The organism is Bacillus sp. ISL-75 (assembly GCF_018613095.1).
In genome coordinates, this window is sequence record NZ_JAGGQX010000018.1 from 24,993 (window position 1) to 43,561 (window position 18,569).

At 38.0% G+C, this 18,569-nt stretch carries 21 protein-coding genes; 18 read left to right on the plus strand and 3 right to left on the minus strand.

The genetic code is table 11. The features are described from left to right. The first annotated feature begins 12 nt into the window (after positions 1-12). A complete protein-coding gene (locus J7E63_RS07855; protein ID WP_215010950.1) occupies positions 13-807 on the plus strand; it encodes a thymidylate synthase in 795 nt (264 codons plus the stop codon). Next, the gene (locus J7E63_RS07860) at positions 804-1,292 is read left to right on the plus strand and encodes a dihydrofolate reductase (RefSeq protein ID WP_215010951.1); all 489 of its coding nucleotides are present in this window, start codon (positions 804-806) and stop codon (positions 1,290-1,292) included. Before J7E63_RS07855 ends, J7E63_RS07860 begins: the two co-directional genes overlap by 4 nt. A 71-nt stretch (positions 1,293-1,363) precedes the next feature. Here J7E63_RS07860 and J7E63_RS07865 read toward each other — a convergent pair whose 3' ends face one another. Next, the gene (locus J7E63_RS07865) at positions 1,364-1,609 is read right to left on the minus strand and encodes a hypothetical protein (RefSeq protein ID WP_308161925.1); all 246 of its coding nucleotides are present in this window, start codon (positions 1,607-1,609) and stop codon (positions 1,364-1,366) included. A gap of 317 nt (positions 1,610-1,926) precedes the next feature. On the opposite strand from J7E63_RS07865, the gene J7E63_RS07870 reads away from it, so the two are divergent. From J7E63_RS07870 to J7E63_RS07915, 10 genes are all read left to right on the plus strand, one after another. Beyond that, positions 1,927-2,121, plus strand: coding sequence for a twin-arginine translocase TatA/TatE family subunit (locus tag J7E63_RS07870; protein ID WP_098931751.1), 195 nt, complete (start codon positions 1,927-1,929; stop codon positions 2,119-2,121). A 170-nt stretch (positions 2,122-2,291) separates the two neighbouring features. Further along, positions 2,292-3,035 (plus strand): twin-arginine translocase subunit TatC, encoded by a 744-nt coding sequence (gene tatC, locus J7E63_RS07875; RefSeq protein WP_168244829.1) that lies wholly within the window; start codon positions 2,292-2,294, stop codon positions 3,033-3,035. Between the two features lie 222 nt (positions 3,036-3,257). Next, a complete protein-coding gene (locus tag J7E63_RS07880) occupies positions 3,258-3,509 on the plus strand; it encodes a DUF2535 family protein (protein ID WP_215010952.1) in 252 nt (83 codons plus the stop codon). A 136-nt stretch (positions 3,510-3,645) separates the two neighbouring features. After that, entirely contained in the window at positions 3,646-4,488 is an 843-nt protein-coding gene (locus J7E63_RS07885; RefSeq protein ID WP_215010953.1) for a DegV family protein, read from the plus strand. 130 nt (positions 4,489-4,618) lie between these two features. Further along, positions 4,619-6,136: a spore germination protein gene (locus tag J7E63_RS07890; RefSeq protein WP_215010954.1), complete on the plus strand. Its 1,518-nt coding sequence runs from the start codon at positions 4,619-4,621 to the stop codon at positions 6,134-6,136. A gap of 11 nt (positions 6,137-6,147) precedes the next feature. Further along, complete coding sequence (locus J7E63_RS07895) at positions 6,148-7,269, plus strand: GerAB/ArcD/ProY family transporter (protein WP_215010955.1); 1,122 nt, start codon at positions 6,148-6,150, stop codon at positions 7,267-7,269. After that, positions 7,253-8,419: a Ger(x)C family spore germination protein gene (locus tag J7E63_RS30320; protein ID WP_215010956.1), complete on the plus strand. Its 1,167-nt coding sequence runs from the start codon at positions 7,253-7,255 to the stop codon at positions 8,417-8,419. Before J7E63_RS07895 ends, J7E63_RS30320 begins: the two co-directional genes overlap by 17 nt. A gap of 82 nt (positions 8,420-8,501) precedes the next feature. Next, positions 8,502-9,080, plus strand: a complete 579-nt coding sequence (locus J7E63_RS07905) for an SCO family protein (protein WP_215010957.1) — start codon at positions 8,502-8,504, stop codon at positions 9,078-9,080. Positions 9,081-9,191: 111 nt separating this feature from the next. Continuing rightward, positions 9,192-10,016: an SGNH/GDSL hydrolase family protein gene (locus J7E63_RS07910; RefSeq protein ID WP_215010959.1), complete on the plus strand. Its 825-nt coding sequence runs from the start codon at positions 9,192-9,194 to the stop codon at positions 10,014-10,016. Further along, positions 10,017-10,595: a YpmS family protein gene (locus tag J7E63_RS07915; protein WP_215010960.1), complete on the plus strand. Its 579-nt coding sequence runs from the start codon at positions 10,017-10,019 to the stop codon at positions 10,593-10,595. Positions 10,596-10,624: 29 nt separating this feature from the next. On the opposite strand, the gene J7E63_RS07920 is transcribed toward J7E63_RS07915, so the two are convergent. Beyond that, positions 10,625-11,377 carry a DUF4397 domain-containing protein gene (locus tag J7E63_RS07920; RefSeq protein ID WP_215010961.1) on the minus strand — a complete coding sequence of 251 codons (753 nt, stop codon included), beginning with the start codon at positions 11,375-11,377 and terminating at the stop codon, positions 10,625-10,627. Between the two features lie 343 nt (positions 11,378-11,720). Here J7E63_RS07920 and rsgA point away from each other — a divergent pair, with 343 nt between their 5' ends. The 4 genes from rsgA to msrB all read left to right on the plus strand — a co-directional run bounded on the left by rsgA (position 11,721) and on the right by msrB (position 15,914). Further along, positions 11,721-12,788 carry a ribosome small subunit-dependent GTPase A gene (gene rsgA / locus J7E63_RS07925; RefSeq protein WP_215010962.1) on the plus strand — a complete coding sequence of 356 codons (1,068 nt, stop codon included), beginning with the start codon at positions 11,721-11,723 and terminating at the stop codon, positions 12,786-12,788. Between the two features lie 593 nt (positions 12,789-13,381). Beyond that, positions 13,382-14,683, plus strand: coding sequence for a group II intron reverse transcriptase/maturase (ltrA, locus tag J7E63_RS07930; protein WP_215010963.1), 1,302 nt, complete (start codon positions 13,382-13,384; stop codon positions 14,681-14,683). Positions 14,684-14,992: 309 nt separating this feature from the next. Further along, positions 14,993-15,484 (plus strand): peptide-methionine (S)-S-oxide reductase MsrA, encoded by a 492-nt coding sequence (gene msrA, locus J7E63_RS07935; protein WP_374193711.1) that lies wholly within the window; start codon positions 14,993-14,995, stop codon positions 15,482-15,484. Further along, positions 15,474-15,914 (plus strand): peptide-methionine (R)-S-oxide reductase MsrB, encoded by a 441-nt coding sequence (gene msrB, locus J7E63_RS07940; RefSeq protein WP_215010965.1) that lies wholly within the window; start codon positions 15,474-15,476, stop codon positions 15,912-15,914. The genes msrA and msrB overlap by 11 nt, the downstream gene beginning before the upstream one ends. 26 nt (positions 15,915-15,940) lie before the next feature. On the opposite strand, the gene J7E63_RS07945 is transcribed toward msrB, so the two are convergent. Then, positions 15,941-16,531 carry a DUF502 domain-containing protein gene (locus tag J7E63_RS07945; RefSeq protein ID WP_215010966.1) on the minus strand — a complete coding sequence of 197 codons (591 nt, stop codon included), beginning with the start codon at positions 16,529-16,531 and terminating at the stop codon, positions 15,941-15,943. A gap of 118 nt (positions 16,532-16,649) precedes the next feature. On the opposite strand from J7E63_RS07945, the gene J7E63_RS07950 reads away from it, so the two are divergent. Next, entirely contained in the window at positions 16,650-16,802 is a 153-nt protein-coding gene (locus tag J7E63_RS07950; RefSeq protein WP_088088682.1) for a YjcZ family sporulation protein, read from the plus strand. Between the two features lie 189 nt (positions 16,803-16,991). Further along, the gene (locus J7E63_RS07955) at positions 16,992-18,458 is read left to right on the plus strand and encodes an NAD(P)/FAD-dependent oxidoreductase (RefSeq protein WP_215010967.1); all 1,467 of its coding nucleotides are present in this window, start codon (positions 16,992-16,994) and stop codon (positions 18,456-18,458) included. Positions 18,459-18,569: the final 111 nt, after the last annotated feature.

The following is an 18,569-nucleotide window of genomic DNA, read 5'->3' on the forward strand; positions in this document are numbered from 1 at the left end:
GGAGTGTCCACGGTGAAGCAATATTTAGAATTATGTAAGCATGTACTTGAAAATGGAAACATAAAGGGCGACCGAACTGGTACGGGTACAATTAGCACCTTCGGTTATCAAATGAGATTTAATTTGGCAGAAGGATTTCCACTCGTGACGACCAAAAAATTACATTTAAAATCGATTATCTATGAACTGCTTTGGTTTTTAAATGGGGATACGAATGTTCGGTATCTACAGGAAAACGGGGTCCGCATTTGGAATGAATGGGCAGACGAAAATGGGGAATTAGGTCCTGTATATGGTCACCAATGGCGTTCTTGGACAGGTGCGGATGGAAAAACCGTTGACCAAATTACGGAGCTTATCAACCAGATTAAAACGAATCCCAACTCAAGAAGACTACTTGTCAATGCCTGGAATGTTGCTGAAGTAGATAATATGGCGTTACCGCCGTGTCACTGTATGTTCCAATTTTATGTGGCAGATGGGAAGCTGTCCTGCCAGCTTTACCAACGCTCAGCGGATGTATTTCTTGGCGTCCCATTTAATATCGCATCCTATGCACTGCTAACAATGATGATTGCCCAAGTGTGCGACTTGGAGCCAGGTGAATTTATCCATACCTTTGGTGATGTTCATATCTATCAAAACCATCTCGAACAAGTAAAGTTGCAAATGGCGAGAGAGCTGAGAGCATTGCCGACTCTTAAAATTAATCCACAAGTCAAGGATATCTACTCTTTTGAGTATGAAGACTTTACACTAGAGGGATATGATCCACACCCTCACATTAAAGGAGTAGTGAGTGTATGATTTCTTTTATTGTCGCGATGGACGAAAATCGAGTAATAGGGAAAGATAATCAACTACCATGGCATTTGCCGGAGGATTTAAAATTCTTTAAGAGGGTGACGATGGGCCACCCAATTGCGATGGGAAGAAAAACGCATGAATCCATTGGTCGTGTCCTTCCTGGAAGAGAAAATATTGTGATCACCCGCCAGCTTAATTATCAGAGTGAAGATTGTACGGTTTTTTATTCCATTGAGGATTTTGTAAAGAACAGCAAAAAGCAAAGCGAAGAAATTTTCGTTATTGGTGGAGCAGAAATATTTAATGAGACATTTGAGTTTGCGGATCGTCTATACATCACGCTTATTCATGAAAAATTTGCAGGGGATACGTTTTTTCCTGAATTTGATCGTAACAAATGGGACCTAGTGTCTAGTGAAAAGGGCTTAATGGATGAGAAGAATCCGTACGATTATGAATTCAAAATATATGAAAGAAAATCGTAGCGCGGATTAATCAGGTTTGGACTCATAAAAACAAGCATCAGCGCATCGCTGGTGCTTTCTTTTGTTTGATATTAGAAATAGGATCCATTTAATTCGTAATCTGCTAATTTAGCAAGCATACCCCTAAATTCATGTGGATGGCAAAATTCTCTTTCATTGAAATGTGTTTTAACCCAGCTTATTAATTCCAGTGGGCTATTAAAATATTCCCCACTACGGTCGCTTTTACGAATGGTGTATCTTCCATTATCATCATCAAGTGTTATCTCAACAGGAAGAGCCCCATCATAACTGCAAAGTGAAAATTCCATCCTCATCACATCCTATCCTTATTATTTATCATTTTGAAAAATATATATTACAAATGATCCAATTATATTCAAATAAAAGAAAATTATCAAAATATTTTAATAATTCCTTAAACGCATTTAATCATTGACTTCGTTAGTTGTAATTGTTAAATTGTCATTAGTAATTAATAATGTGATACGAAAATGCTATATATCACTATTGTTTTACTTTTTCTAGATATTGTGAATTTACTATGAATTATTGCATATAACTAACTCAAAATGAATTTTCGGTACTATAATCATAGTAGATATAATACAACAATTAAAGGGGATGTAAATCCATGTTTTCTAATATCGGTATACCAGGATTGATTTTGATTTTAACACTTGCATTGATTATTTTTGGACCTAAGAAACTTCCGGAAATTGGCCGCGCCTTCGGACAAACATTAAAAGAATTTAAAAAATCAACCCGTGAACTAACAGACGATGTTATGAAAGATATTGATGAAGAAAAGAAAAATTTGATTAAATAAGGTGTGAGATTTTAAGTCTTACACCTTTTTCTTCTCTAGGTTTAACCTATAAAAACGCATGAAAACTTGTTCATCTTATTAAAACAATGGCACTATTTCGTTTAGATTCAACTCTATGAGCGATAGATACGTGCACATCTTTAACCTTTTGAAATTGGCAGGGGAAGTACATGGATGATAAAGAATTAAATTTAGTTGATCATTTAGAAGAACTACGCAAAAGAATTATTGTATCTGCACTTGCATTTGTAGTCTTTTTTATCGCCGGTTTTATTTATGTAGACGATATCTATAAATGGTTTGTTGGAAATACAAAACTGATGGTTCTCGGACCAAGTGATATAATGTGGATTTATTTCATGCTGGCAACTGTTGTAGCTGTGGCGGGTACTATTCCAGTTCTCGCTTTGCAAATTTGGCTATTTGTTAGACCAGCCTTAAGACCGATAGAAAGAAGAATAACGATTTCTTATGTTCCGGCTTTATTTTTCTTGTTTATCATTGGTCTTGCCTTCGGTTATTTTATTATCTTTCCGATGGTTCTAGACTTTTTGGTGAATATGGGAAAAGATATGTTTGTCACAAACTTCACTGCCGAAAGATATTTTAGCTTTATCATGAATATGACCTTGCCATTCGGGGTACTGTTTGAGCTTCCAGTCGTCGTTATGTTTTTGACTTCACTTGGCATCATTAATCCGTTTGTTTTAGCAAAAATTCGTAAATATGCGTATTTCGTTCTGATTATTATTGCAATCGTTATTACACCACCAGACTTTATGTCTGATTTTGTGGTAACCTTGCCACTCTTGCTCCTTTATGAAATCAGTATTAATTTATCGAAGTTTGTCTACCGCAAACGCTTGAAAAAGCTGCAGGAAGAAGACAAAGAAGATGAGGTAGTCGAAGCATAAATGGAATGCAAAAAGACCTTAAGAGATAAAACACCTTAGGGTCTTTTTTTGTTGTTGTACGAATATTTTTAACTAACTAGATGAAAGACCTGTTTTTTATGTATTTTAAGTATCAACATTTAAAATTCATAAATATTTTTTTAATCCAAGCATATTTAGACACATTTCGAGGACCAAAGAGTGTATAATATACTCAAACGGGTGAAAAAGAGGATTGATATTTTGTTATTCAAAAGCCTAGAGTTCAAAAATGTTGTTGGACAGAAGGTTAAAGTCATGGACATTCCTGTATTGGAGGAAGATAGCACTTTTAAATTTATGATCCAAGTCCGTTTACAGACGTTTGTTACGTCGCTCTACATGGAAAAAAGCTTGAAAAAATGCTACTCCTTTAAAGATTATTTAAAAAAGGTCATGAAGTGGCCAGATTATGAACAATTGTTTAAAGTTGGAGAATTAAAGAATAACGCATAATGCCATTCGAGCATCGTTGGGGTAATCCCCACGGTGCTCTTTTATTGTAAAGAAATTTAAAAAGTAATCGATATTATTTATTTCAAATGAGGATATCTGTATAATACAAAGCAGTACTGGTAGGGAAGTGATTGTTATGAGCAAAATTAAAATTGTAACCGATTCAACAATGGACATGCCGCTAGAAATGGCCGAAAAACTGGGTATTGTGGTTGTGCCCTTGTCCGTAACGATAAATGGTGAATCTTACTTAGACAGAGTAGAAATTGATGCAGCTGAATACATAACAGTAATGAAAAAATCTGAGGAATTACCGAAAAGTTCCCAACCTTCTGTAGGTACTTTTCTTGAAGTTTACGATCGGCTTGGAGAAGAAGGCTATGAGGTATTATCAATCCATATGACAGGCAAAATGAGCGGGACAGTTCGATCTGCTGAGAGTGCAGCCCAAATGACGAAAACGAAAGTTACAGTCATTGACTCGATGTTTATCTCGATAGCCCTCCAGTTCCAGGTAAAGGAAGCAGCGGAAATGGCCTTGCAGGGTAAGAGCATGGACGAAATCCTTAACCGGCTTGAAAGGGTGCGCGAACATACAAAATTGTATATTATGATAGATACCCTTGAGAACATGGTGAAGGGTGGACGGATTGGTAAGGGAAAAGCCTTTATAGGTTCATTATTAAATATCAAGCCGATTGCCTCGCTTGAAGACGCGGAATATAATCCCGTTGCCAAGGTTCGCAGCCATACACAGGTGGTTAAATATATGGCCAAGCAATTTGCAGAGGATGCCCAAGGAAAAACGATATGTGGTGCTGGCATTGTTCATGCGGAAGCATATGAATTATCCTCTAAACTAAAAAAGGCAATTACTGAGTTAACCGGGTATAAAGAAATTTCGATTGATTACACGGGCCCTACGATAAGCACACACACTGGACCGGGGACAATTGCCCTCATGTATTATTTTGAATAAAATTATCAGACGAAGGGTGTCAGGCACCATGTGAAGTTTTCACATGGTGCCTGACACCCTTTATTTTCTTTTGGTTAATATTAGCGTTTTTGGTAAAGATAAAAAAAATTGAATGGTTAAGGTGTTGCCAATGTTTAAGCGAAGATCAGAAAATAAACAGTCTGAAGATAAAAAACCTCATAGTTTAAATGTGGACGATCTAAAATCAGAATTGCAAGCAGAGATAGGCGATTGTTCAGATCTGAATTTTCGGACCTTAAAAAAGAATGGTAAAAAGATTATCTTTTGCTTTTTAAGCAGCCTTATTGATAAAACAAGCTTTGATGAATTTGCATTATTACCCGTTCAACAAAATACACAAGTTGAATGGACCACCGAGAGTCTTGCTCAAATATTGCCGATTGCAGAAATCTCTGCAGCCAATCAATTAAAAGAAATCGTTTCATCCTTAATAGAAGGAAAAACGTACATTTATGTGGATGGTGAACCTTACGGGATCCTTGCAAATGTCGGGACAACTGTTGAAAGATCCCTTGAAAAGGCAGAAACCGAGTCCCTTGTTTATGGTCCAAAGATTTCTTTTACTGAATCACTTATTGGTAATTTAAATATTATTAGAAGTAATTTGAAAGATCCACAATTGTGCATGGAAGATATCACCATCGGTAAACGGGTAAAAACACCTGGAAAGCTTGTATACATTAAAGATATCGCTGATGAAAATAATGTAAATACGTTTAGGCAAAGAATATCGGAGTTAGAGTACGACTATATTCCGGATACAACGGTACTTGGCCAGTTAATAGAGGATAATAGTTGGACGATATTCCCGCAAATCATGTCAACTGAACTACCAGATCGAGTCACCCTTTCCTTAATGAGGGGGAGGGTTGCCGTAATGATGGATCGTTCTCCGTCTGCTATTTATGGACCGACACCCTTCCTTAGTTTCTTTGAATCAACCGAAGATGTTTACATGCGTTGGAATATGGGGTTTTTCTTAAGAATGCTTCGAATTATTTCTATTTTTTTATCGATATTATTGACCCCGGCCTATGTCGCTGTATTGACTTATCATTATGAGGTCATTCCATCTGCGCTGCTAATTTCTCTTGGTCAATCGAGGGCAAATGTTCCGTTCCCACCAGTACTAGAAGCCCTTCTTTTAGAATTTGTTATCGAACTTTTAAGAGAAGCCGGGGCAAGGCTGCCAACCAAAGTAGGTCAAACAATGGGTATTGTTGGTGGTATTGTAATTGGTCAGGCAGCGGTACAAGCAGGGTTTACAAGTAATATTTTAATAATCATCATCGCACTTAGTGCGCTAGGTTCCTTTACTTCACCAAGCTATATAATGGGTACCGCCGTTCGGATGATTCGTTTTCCAATTATCGTTTTAGCAGGTATATGGGGGGGAATTGGAATTATGCTATCATTTTGTTTTGTTCTCATTCACCTTTTAAGATTAACTACAATTGGGAGACCCTATCTCATGCCACTCTATCCCTTTAGGTGGAGGGACTTAGGATACAGTATTATTAAATTTCCTGCTCAATTCTTATCTCACAGGCCAGTAACGAACCGTCCCGTTGACAATGACCTTTTTCCAAAACAAAAAGGTGTTGAAAAAAAGGATGTAGATGAATAGGAGCGGTCAGGATGAAAGTGAATTTGCAGCCAAAGGAAGGATTATTAGTTAATGCATTCCTTGTCATGTTTTTTATACATGCTTCGCAAACTGGCGTAGGAATTGTTGGATTACCGAGGATTGTGTACTTAGCGGCCAAACATGATGCATGGATATCTGTATTTCTCGGTGGAATCTTATCTGCCGTTGTCTTAGCAATGATGGTTTTAATGCTAAAAAAATATGATAGCGCTGATTTATATGGAATCCAAGTAGATATTTTTGGCAAGTGGCTTGGGAATGCGATGAACATTTTTTATATGATCTACATGAGCTTAAGTTTTTTTGTCATCCACATGAATTATATTGAAATTGTTCAAGTATGGATTTTTCCTGACTTACCTACATGGCAACTCTCTCTTGCGCTAATCCTTTTAACAATTTATGCCGTGAATGGCGGCATTCGTATCATTGTCGGAGTGGCTTTTATTTCAGTAATAGGGACTGTTTGGATGATCTTTATCTTTATCGTGCCGATGCAGTATGCAGACCCTAAGAATCTGCTTCCACTATTAAATACTGATTTGAAGCACATTTTAAATGGTGTACATAAAACATCCTTTTCACTAATGGGCTTTGAATTGCTTATGTTTTTATATCCATATGTTAAGGATAAAAAAAAGGTTTTTCTGTATTCACAAATAGGAAATTTATACACGAATATTCTGTTTACTTCAATTACTATGGTGTGTATTACATTCTTTGCGGAAAATGGGTTGGCTCGAACCATTTGGCCTGTTTTATCGATGTTTAAAATCGTTCGGTTACCAAACTTAGAACGGTTTGAATTTATCGCCGTTTCATTTTGGATGTTAGTTATTTTGCCAAACATGTGCAGTTATTTATGGGCCGCATCAAAGGGATTTAGTCGGATCATAAATTGGAAGCAAAAGAAGGGAATTTGGATTATTGGTATCCTTGTTTGGGGGGGATCATTTTTTATTAAAGCAAGGTATCAAATGAATGAACTGACTAATTTTGTAGCTCATCTTGGCTTTTTATCTGCCTTCTGCTATCCTATACTCCTTTCATTGTTGGTTTTGGTGAAAAAATGGTTCTTAAGGAGGAAGAAAACAAGTGCGGAAGCATCATAAAAGCAGAACAATCCTTCTTTTGGTTTGTTCCATGACGATGGTCATCAGCGCGGGTTGTGTTCAGCAAAAGCCTCTTGAAAAATTAGGTCTTATTACAACATCGGGATTCGATATGGAAGGGGAAAATCAAATAAGAGGAACCGTAGTCGTACAAAAATTTGATCCAATGACCACCCAATCTGCTACAAAAGTAATTACTTCTGTGGCAAAAACAAGCAAAGGATTAAGACAACAACAAAATCTTCAATCCAATCAGAAACTCGTTTCTGGTCAGCTTCGTTCGGTTGTCTACAGTAGAGATCTTGCTAAAAAAGGGATTATTCAGCTCGTAGATTCATTAAATCGAGATGCTGCAATCGGTAATATGGTTTATTTGACCATTGCAGACAAATCAGCAGCTGAAATATTGCAAATTGAAAATAGTAAAGAAAATCTAAATCTTGGGACATATATGTACAATTTAATTAAACAAAATGTGGAGGGTGAACAAATTATCTCCCCGACCCTGCATGAGTTTAACCATAATTATTATGATATTGGGAAGGACCCTGTTCTCCCAATCCTTAAAGTAAAGGATAAAGATGTTATTATTTCTGGGGTGGGTCTTTTTAAAGGTGACCGTTTAGTTGATGAATTAAGACAAGGGGATCTTTTTTATTTGAAAGTATTAATTGATAAATATAAAGCTGGTACAAAAGAAATGGGGTATAAGACAGATCAATTAAAAAAAATCATTATAAAAAACAAAAATTACACTAAAAAACCAATATTCAGTAAAATATATGTCAGCATTGATAACATTCGAAGTAATACTAAAATTGAAATAGTCGATAAAAAAAACCTCCGTTTTAGAGTGGATGTAGACTTAGATTCAAGGGTATTAGAAATGACCGAAGCCTTAGATTTAGGTAAACCGACTTCGGTAAAGTTTCTTGAAAAAAAGTTAGATGAGTCGATGAAAAAAAAAATAGAAAGTTTACTTCTTCGTTTTAAGAAATTAGAAATTGACCCGATCGGTCTTGGAAATGAATATGAAGCCCACTTAAGGGGCAAACCGATCACGCAGGAGGAGTGGGACCGCAAGTATAAGGATGTTACCTTTGATGTCCATGTAAAGAATACGATTGAACGAACAGGTGTGATCGATTAACAAGCCATTTCCTTTCATCTTCATCAAATCTTTGTTAAACTATTCACGAAATGGAATAGAAAAAAAGGTTGCAGGTGATGGTATGAAAGATCGGTTTTTAGTAGTGGTCTTAGTTCTTACAACACTCATTATGTCGGCATGTGGACAAAAAGAAATAGAAAATGCCGTCGACTGGCCAATTAAGGACTTTACAGCTACAAATCAAGACAATAAATCCTTTGGATTAAAGGATTTAAAGGGTAAGGTATGGATTTCAGACTTTATTTTTACAAGCTGTGCAGATGTTTGTCCGCCGATGACTTCTAACTTGACAAAATTACAAAAAATGGTCAGGGATGAAGGCTTGAAGAATGTTGAATTGGTCTCCTTCAGTGTCGATCCAGTTGTCGATACCCCTGAAGTATTAACCCGTTATGGGGAACAATTCCAAGTGGATTTTAAAAATTGGACCTTTGTGACTGGATACTCGCAGGAGTTTATTGAAAACTTCGCCCTGAAAAATTATAAAGCACTTGTCAAAAAACCTGTCGAGGGTAATCAAGTGATTCATGGGACCTCTCTATATTTAGTAGACCAAGAAGGACATATTAAAAAATCCTATGATGGTTACAAGGATGTTCCCTTTGATGAAATAATTCATGATATGAAAGCATTGCAATAGACCTTCGGACAGGTCTATTTTTTTTGGCAGGAATAGGATATAGTACATATTGTTTTGAATGATTCAAGCCGTGTTATAATAATTATAATTTAGAAGGCAGGTGAATTTAAGATGAAAAAGCTCTTCCCCCTTCTAATTCTCACGGTATTATTCCTATGTTCATGTAATCAAGTTAACCAATGGGCGTTACATTCTGAAAAGAAAACAGCAGCACAGGCATTTGCACAAGTTCCCACTGACTTCGTCCCCCGCAAATTAACAGTTTTATCAGCAGGCGATTCACTTACCCAAGGGGTAGGTGATAGTACAAACAAAGGCGGTTACTTGCCATATTTAGAAACAATGCTTGAAAAAGAAAAAGGTATAAAAGAAGTTGATTTCTATAATTTTGGCGTAAAAGGTAATCGGACAACTCAACTTTTAAAACGATTGAAAACGCCAGAAATGAAAGCTGTGATACAAAAGGCAAATCTTGTTATTCTAACGATAGGTGGAAACGACATAATGAAAGTCGTCAAGGACAATATTGAAAACCTTCAACTTTCCACGTTTACCACCGAAAAAGAATCCTATCGAACTCATTTAACGCAAATTATCGAGGTTATCATTGAGGAAAATCCCCATACTCAGGTTGTATTAGTGGGGTTATATAATCCATTTTCTAAATGGTTTTCAGAAATTAAAGAGTTGGATGAGATTGTTGCTGATTGGAATAAGGCTGGTCAAAAGGTGGTTGCTAATTACCCCAATGCCTATTTTGTCTCGATAGAAGACATGTTTTTAAATTCAAACGAAAATTTATTATTTACAGATAATTTTCATCCAAATGACAAAGGTTATGAGTTGATTGCGCAAAGGTTGAACAAGACATTAGAAGAACAAGTATTACCTGAATTGGACAAAACCCCATATATGGTCAATACAGAGGAGAATTAGATGAAAAACAAATGGAAAATCGGATTCCTGTTGTTGATAGGAATCAACCTTTTGTTCGCTATTGTTATGTTGTCGCTGGTCATGTTCCCGTCGGATGGCCGGCAAACGAGCAAATTGAATATGCCAATGGGTGAACAGGTTTCCTTCCATGTTAATTCAAATAGGAATGATTTAAATAAACTCATCAATCATTATTTAAAGGAAGAGGCCGCTGATTCACCGATTGATTATCGAATCATTTTGGGAGATGAGGTTGAATTATATGGTACCTTGCCCTTCTTTAGTGAGGAATTGAATATGAGGTTAACCTTCGAGCCTAAGGCACTTGAAAATGGTGATTTGGTTTTAAGTCAGAAATCAATGACAATCGGCAGTTTACATCTCCCCATTTCGTACGTCCTAAATTTTATTAGCAAAAATTATAAGATTCCAAAGGGAGTCGACATAAGACCTAAAGATAAACTTATTTATGTTAATATGCAACAGTTAAAACAAAAAAGTGATATAAGAATAAAGGCAGATAAATTTGATTTAAAGAAGGATGATATTGCCTTTACGATTTTAGTACCAGTGAAATAGGCGCCTCATTACTAGGAGGCACCTGTTTTTTATTCCTTGATAGTGATGAATTGGAATTCTGGTTGACCATTGGCTAAGCCAATAAAAACAATTGTGTAGCTTTCATTTGCCATAAATTGAACCCTCGGCAGGGGTAGAAGTATGGTCTTACTGCCAGTTGCCCTTGCTTCCAAATCGACTGTCATCGGTGTTAACCCTAAATATTGGGTTTCCTGCTTATAAGAAACATTTGGGAAAATCACATCTCGATCTTTGACTGCAATATCTAGTGGAGAAGTATCTGGTGATAAGTGGATAAAGCGAACCTTCGATTCATTTCTTGGTACTGATGGTTGATTCTGAAACACGAGCAGGCGCAATTTCTTAACAGAGTCAATTGCAGCAAGTGAATAGGATTTTCCAGGTTCAACAGTAATCGTTTTATTTAAAACGCTGTCCACCATGTTTCCCGTTGGGTAAATGTCAATATGATGTTTTCCAGCAGGTAATGACAGAATCATACTTACCTTTTTAAATGGTAAGTCCCTTATCACTCGTTTCCCGTCTATATAAATATCAATGTTCGGGGAATCTGGGGAGGTGTGAAGGAAACGCACCTTCGCTTCTAATTGTATTGGTTGGGAATTGGTACGCATGAAGTTCATCGCTTTATTCATGTATTTTATGTGTTTTAAATAATACTGCATGTGTAAGTTTGGAAATGAGTATTTATAAAATTGAGCTAACAATTCATACATCGCCGCTTTTTGAAGATAATCGGAATGGGTTCTTTTCTCGGACATTTTATCAACTCCTATCTAATGGATTACACCATAATTTATTCAAGCTTAAATAGGTAGGTGTCTAACATATATCGCAGTAATTTGGAAATTTTTCATTTTTTATTTACAAATGGGAATATTACACATATACTGATAACAAATATGTTTGAAAGTGGGTGAAGTGCAATGGCAATTGAATCGATGAGTCCAAACCGTAATTTGAATATTGTTGTTTGCACAGCCCAAAGATTTTCCTGTTAGGGACCCTTTGTACCCTTTATTCCATAATGCGAATAAAACCATGGGCTGTGTGTGCCTATGGTTTTTTATTATGAAAAAATAATGATTCGCTGGGGGAATAAAGATGAATTTAGTAGCAATGGGTTTAACTGAAACTGTAAAAAATGATTTTCATAAATTAAATACAAATGATGAGATGATTCTTGGCCGTGTGGCACTCGAGCACAAACGAATGTATAGGGTGTGGACAGAACAGGGTGAATTATTATGTGAGGTATCGGGCAGGTTCAACTTCAATGCCCTTAACAGAGAGGACTTCCCAGCTGTAGGTGATTGGGTTGCTCTAATACCGAGGAGTAACGAAGGAAAAGGCACCATTTTGGCCATCATGCCGCGAAAAAGTAAGTTCTCGAGAAAATCAGCTGGTCTTACCGCACAAGAGCAAATCATTGCGACCAATATCGACACTGTCTTTCTCGTAAATTCACTGAATGAAGATTTGAATCTAAGAAGAATCGAACGCTACCTTTTGCTTGCTTGGGAAAGTGGGGCAAACCCAGTTATTGTTTTAAGTAAGGCAGACCTTTGTCAGGATCTCGATAATATGCTGGCTGAGGTTGAAGCGATTATCCTTGGTGGAGTTCCAGTTATTGCAGTTAGTGCCGAAACGATGACTGGCTTTGAGGAACTAGAACCTTTCTTGAAGCCAGGAAAAACAATTGCCTTGCTTGGTTCTTCAGGGGTTGGGAAATCGACAATAACGAATCGTCTCTTAGGAGAGGAGAAACAGCTAGTTCAGGATATTCGAATGGCAGATGATAAAGGGCGTCATACAACTACCCACCGTGAACTAATCCTTCTCCCGAATGGCAGTGTTTTGATTGATACCCCAGGAATGAGGGAACTGCAACTTTGGGAAAGCTCAGACGGTTTAACAGAGACCTTTTCAGAAATTGAAGAGTTAGCTACCCAGTGTCGCTACCGAGATTGTCAGCATAAGAATGAGCCCGGCTGTGCTGTGATGAAGGCAATTGAAGAAGGATTGATTGCGGCTGAGCGGCTGACAAGCTACAACAAGTTGCAAAAGGAGTTGGCGTTTATCGAAAGGAAAGCTGATAAACGTGCACAAGCAGAAGTTAAAAAACAATGGAAAAATATAAACAAACAGATGAAGCAACGAAAGAGCTATTAAAATAGGAAAGGCTAAACAAGTTAGGTCGATGTCGACCGTGACTTGTTTAGCCTTTTTTTATGCGTGCCCAGCAAGCCGTTAATTGCTAATTGGTGAAAGTCCAATCTGAGTAAGTACCAAGACGCTTAGTAGCTGACAGGCAACTGGTGAAGAAATTCTAAGGTTGAAGCCCTGTGACAAAGTAACTCTCTAGAAGAGTGCGAGCAAACTAACAGGTTGTAACATAAAGTGAATCCTGCCGTCTCGTCAAAAGAACCCACCGTAGGTGGCTAAGGAGAAGTCGAGCCTTGAGAATATGGGCGAAGACCATGGAAGGTGTGTAGAACTTGGAATAGCAGCACCGATGAATCTCCCGGGGTATGGGGAACGACATGTTAGGAAAGTAATTAACGGAACTGGGGATACCCTCCTCGTCACTTTCTCACGAAAGTAAAGCAGAAACCTATAAGTTTAAACGAAGTGGTGGATGGATGAGAGGGAGTCGGAGGGGGTCATAGTACCAATGATGGCAATGACAACACAACATTGTCTAGGGAAGGACGGCAAAAGCCAATACCCTACTTCGTTCATATGTCAGAAGGAGGTAAGAGTCAGTGAATGTCAAGAAAATGACTAACTACACCAATAATGCAAAAGCTCAAGAACTCTGGAAGACGTTATATCTTTGTGCCAAGGAAAGTCCAACTCGTAGATTTCATTCTTTATATGACAAAATCTATCGTCCTGATATTCTATGGGAGGCGTGGCAACGTGTTAAACGTAAGAAAGGAAGTGGAGGTGTTGACGGACAGACGATTGAACAAATCGTTACCGAGTACGGTGAAAACAAATTCATGAATGAACTCTATCTAGAATTGAAAGAGAATAAATATCATCCACATCCAGTCCTAAGAACCTACATACCAAAAGATGATGGTAAGAAACGTCCACTAGGAATTCCCACAATTAAAGACAGAATCGCACAAATGGCAACGAAAATGGTCATTGAACCTATTTTTGAAGCTGATTTTCATGATTGTTCGTTTGGCTTTCGCCCAAAACGTAATGCTCATCAAGCCATGGCAAAGATAAGAAAAGCAAGTAAGAAATGTTTTTGGGTAGTCGACGTCGATATCCAAGGATATTTTGATAACATAAATCAAACCAAACTAATGAAATTATTGGAGCAACGAATAAGTGACCGTAGAGTCCTAAAATTACTTCGTAAATGGTTGAAGGTTGGGATTATGGAAGAGGGTAAGATAAGAAATCCAATCACAGGAACACCGCAAGGTGGTGTAATATCTCCACTCATGGCGAACATCTATTTGAATACAATGGATAAGCTTTGGGAGAAAAGGTTTAGCCACTTAGGTGAATTAGTGAGGTACGCAGATGACTTCGTCATTATGTGCAGTACCAAACAGAAAGCATTAGACAGCATTCGCGTGATTCAAGCTATTATGGAAAAACTTGACCTCTCAATTAATCGGGATAAATCAAGGTTGGTGCACCTATGGGATGATATAGAAGGTTTCGACTTTCTGGGTTTTCATAATCGAAAATTTCCACTCCGAATAAAGGGTGGTAAAACAATACACGTCATGTCACACATACCGAAAAAGAACGCAATGAAGAAAATGCGTGCAAAGATTAAAGCATATACAGAGCCAAGGGCAAAATTGTATATGGATATTGATGACTTGGTGATGGGATTAAACAAGAAACTGCAAGGTTTTAAGAACTACTATCTCATATCATCTCACGCAAAGAAATGGCTTAATCGGATTGATTGGTATGTGTTAGAACGGCTTACTTTATTCTATAACAAGAAAAGAAATAGGCAGAAGAAACATGGGAATTCAACAGACGTAAGAAAAGAGATTGATCATATATTGGTTAAATTAGCTAGTTAGGCTCTGTAATGCCAAAGAAAGAAGAACGTCGGAAAGCCGTATGAGGGAAAACCTCACGTACGGTTTGATGAGGAGGAACTGAAATTAAATGAGATAGCCGAAGGCTATCCCTTTGAAATCAGTTTCTTACTCTACTGTCTAGCTCCAGGCCCACCGTTTAGAGGACTCCGCCCTTCTTTCAGTCAGGAGATTTTATTTTTCCTAAAACATTCTGTATACTCATACTCAAAGTGAAATAAGTTAAAGGGGTGTGGGAACTTGGAAAAAACAAATCAAGTTGCAACGTTTGCCGGCGGCTGTTTTTGGTGTATGGTGAAACCATTTGATGAACAGCCCGGAATTAAAAGTGTTACTTCAGGCTATACCGGAGGAACCGTAGAAAACCCGACATATCAACAAGTTTGTTCGGATACTACCGGCCATTTTGAAGCCGTCCAAATCACATATGATCCAGAGATTTTTCCTTATGAAAAACTCTTGGGGTTATTTTGGCAGCAAATTGACCCTACCGACCCGGGCGGCCAATTCCATGATCGAGGGCAATCGTATCAAACGGCAATTTTCTACCATGATGACACACAAAAAAGGCTTGCCGAACAATCCAAGCATGAACTACAAGAAAGCGGCCGTTTTCACAAACCGATTGTTACACCAATTTTGCCAGCACAGTCCTTTTATCCAGCCGAAGATTATCATCAGCAGTACTATAAAAAAAATCGGGCCCATTATGAATCCTATCATGTAGGCTCGGGTCGAGCCGGCTTTATTCAAAGTCATTGGGGGGAGAAAAATGAAAAATAAGGATGTAGAACAGCTAAAAAAGGAATTAACACCGATCCAGTATGAAGTCACACAAAATAATGGCACAGAACCTCCGTTTCGAAATGAATATTGGAATGAAACCAGAGAGGGGATTTATGTAGATCTTGTTTCTGGAAAGCCGCTGTTTAGTTCGTTGGATAAATTTGATGCCGGCTGCGGCTGGCCGAGCTTTACCAAACCGATTCAAGATGAAGAAGTGATTGAAAAAGCTGATTTCAGTCATTTTATGAATCGGACAGAAGTAAGAAGTAAATCAGCCGATTCCCATTTAGGTCACGTCTTTAATGATGGACCAGACCCAACTGGCTTACGTTATTGTATCAACTCTGCCGCATTGCGGTTTATTCCAAAAGACGAGCTCGAAAAGCAAGGATACGGAGAATTCACGAAACTTTTCGGAGCAAAATAAAAAGCCGCGATTGAATTGCGGCTTTTTTATTTTACCTTTTGTTTTGAGCTTGAAGTCATTCCGCCCGATAAGACAAATTTCATTGCTTCCTCGGGTTTAACGTCGATAATTTCTACTTGTTCCTTTGGTATAAGAAAGGTAAACCCGGCCACCTGGAATGTTTGCGGGATATAGACAGCCACATGCTCCTTTAGAGGAGAATAAAATTCCTCTAATTGTTCAGAAGTAATAAACCCCAGGCTGCGCATTTCTGTTCCTGGGATAACAACAAGGGCGACCTTAGAGAAAGATTTTTTCTCGCCAAGAAAGGATTGGACGGTGTCTTTAATAACAGAATAGATGGTTTTAACAACTGGAATCTTGTCTAGAAGAATATCGATCAAGCGGATGATTTTCCCCGATATATATTTCGTAGATAGCCAGCCTAAAACAGTAATTAAGATGATGGTTGTTAGTAAGCCAATCCCAGGGATGTAATCTTCCTTTAAATAAGGCTTCAGTGTGTTACCGAGTAAACCGTCTAAGAATAGAAACGTTTTGTAAATGACATAGATCACAAGGATGATAGGAACAATTGTTAAAATACCGTTAATAAAGTTTTTCAAAATGGATTTCATCGTTTCACCTACAATTTTTATCATTGTAATTCATAATATAGGCGAATGCACATACGGGTCAAGTACCTACTACATAAAGTAACAGTGTTAAGAGACAATTTCGTGAGGAGTGAAGTGTATGTATTACGGACATGGTGGTTGTGGTTACCCTGCATACCCTGTAGGAGGTTGCGGTTACCCTGTAGGAGGTTGCGGAATCGGCAGTGGATTTGCGTTAATTGTCGTCCTGTTTATCTTATTAATCATTATCGGGGCAAGCTGGGGCTATTAAAATTATGAAATAAAGGCTGACTCAAAACGAGTCAGCCGTTTCTTTTTCATATAATTTTCTGACAAATACTCAAAATCCGAACGATAGAATATTTTTTTAAAAAATAGTTCGTATTTATTGTTGACGGAACAAAATTAGTCTGATATATTTACAAATGTTGAGTAAAATGACTTTGGAGGTAATTGGACAATGGATACGAGATATGATGTGATAGTAGTGGGTGCTGGCCCTGCAGGGATATTTGCCTGCTATGAACTGACACTAAAAATGCCGAACGCAAAGGTTCTATTAGTGGATAAAGGACATGATATTTACCTACGAAATTGCCCGATTTTACAAAAGAAAATTGAGAAATGTCCACCGGCAGCTGGGAGAAAAGAATTTGCTGGGTGTCTTCCGGCATGTTCGATTACTAATGGTTTTGGTGGAGCAGGTGCTTATTCGGACGGAAAGTTTAATATCACAAGTGAATTTGGCGGCTGGATGACAGATTATCTTCCGGATTCTCAGGTAGTTGAGTTAATTCGTTATGTTGATGAAATCAACCTACAGCATGGTGCAACCACGAGCATTACTGACCCATTAACAGATGAAGTAAAAAACATCGAACGCCGCGGTTATGCTGCTGGATTAAAGTTGTTACGTGCACAGGTACGCCATCTTGGGACTGAACAAAATCTTGAAATCATGAAAAGTATCTACGAATTCTTAAAGACAAAGATTGAAATGTCTTATAAAACAGAAGTTGTGGATTTAATAACTGAAAAAACAACAGATGGGCTTGTGGTGAAAGGAATTAATCTAAAAGGGGACCAAAATATTTATGCGGATAAGGTGGTCATTACACCAGGCCGAGATGGCTCTAAATGGCTTTCTGGTATCTTAAAATCCCGCAGATTACACATGATAAGTAACCAAGTAGATATTGGTGTTCGTGTTGAAACATCCAATATTGTCATGCAGGAAATCAATGAGCATTTGTATGAAGGGAAATTTATTTTTAATACATCGGTTGGGACAACTGTACGAACATTTTGCAGTAACCCATCTGGGCATGTAGTGGTTGAAAATCATTCCGGGATTATGCTTGCCAATGGACATGCCTACAAAGATCCGAAACTTGGCAGTCCGAACACAAACTTTGCCTTACTTGTTTCCCATACGTTTTCAGATCCATTTGATAAGCCGAATGAGTATGCACATGAAATTTCCCGCTTAGCAAACAGCCTTTCAAATGGCGGACTAATCGTCCAAAAATACGGAGATATTTTAAAGGGCAGAAGATCTACTGCAAAAAGGATTAAGGAAGGTTTCCTTGAGCCGACATTAAAAGAGGCTGTCCCCGGTGATCTTGGGTTAGTTCTTCCGTATAATACGTTAAAAAGCTTAATAGAAATGACCGAGGCGTTGAATCAGGTGACACCAGGACTTGCTTCAGAGCATACCTTGTTCTACGGTGTTGAGGCTAAGTTCTATTCGGCGCGACCACGCTTAAACGACCGTTTTGAATCGGAAATCAGCGGACTTTATGTCGGTGGTGATGGGGCTGGGATTACCCGTGGTCTTGCACAAGCAAGTGCATGCGGCGTCTGGATTGCTCGGGACATTATAAAAAAAGCAAAAACCGAACGAACACAAGAAACCATTCTTGTCTAACCCGCAAATTTTTGCGGGTTATTTTTTTTGGAGTGGGCGAAATTTGCAAATACTTTTTAAATTTGTCCGCATGAAGGCCCCATGAGGACAAGAAAGGCCCAATTCTTCAGA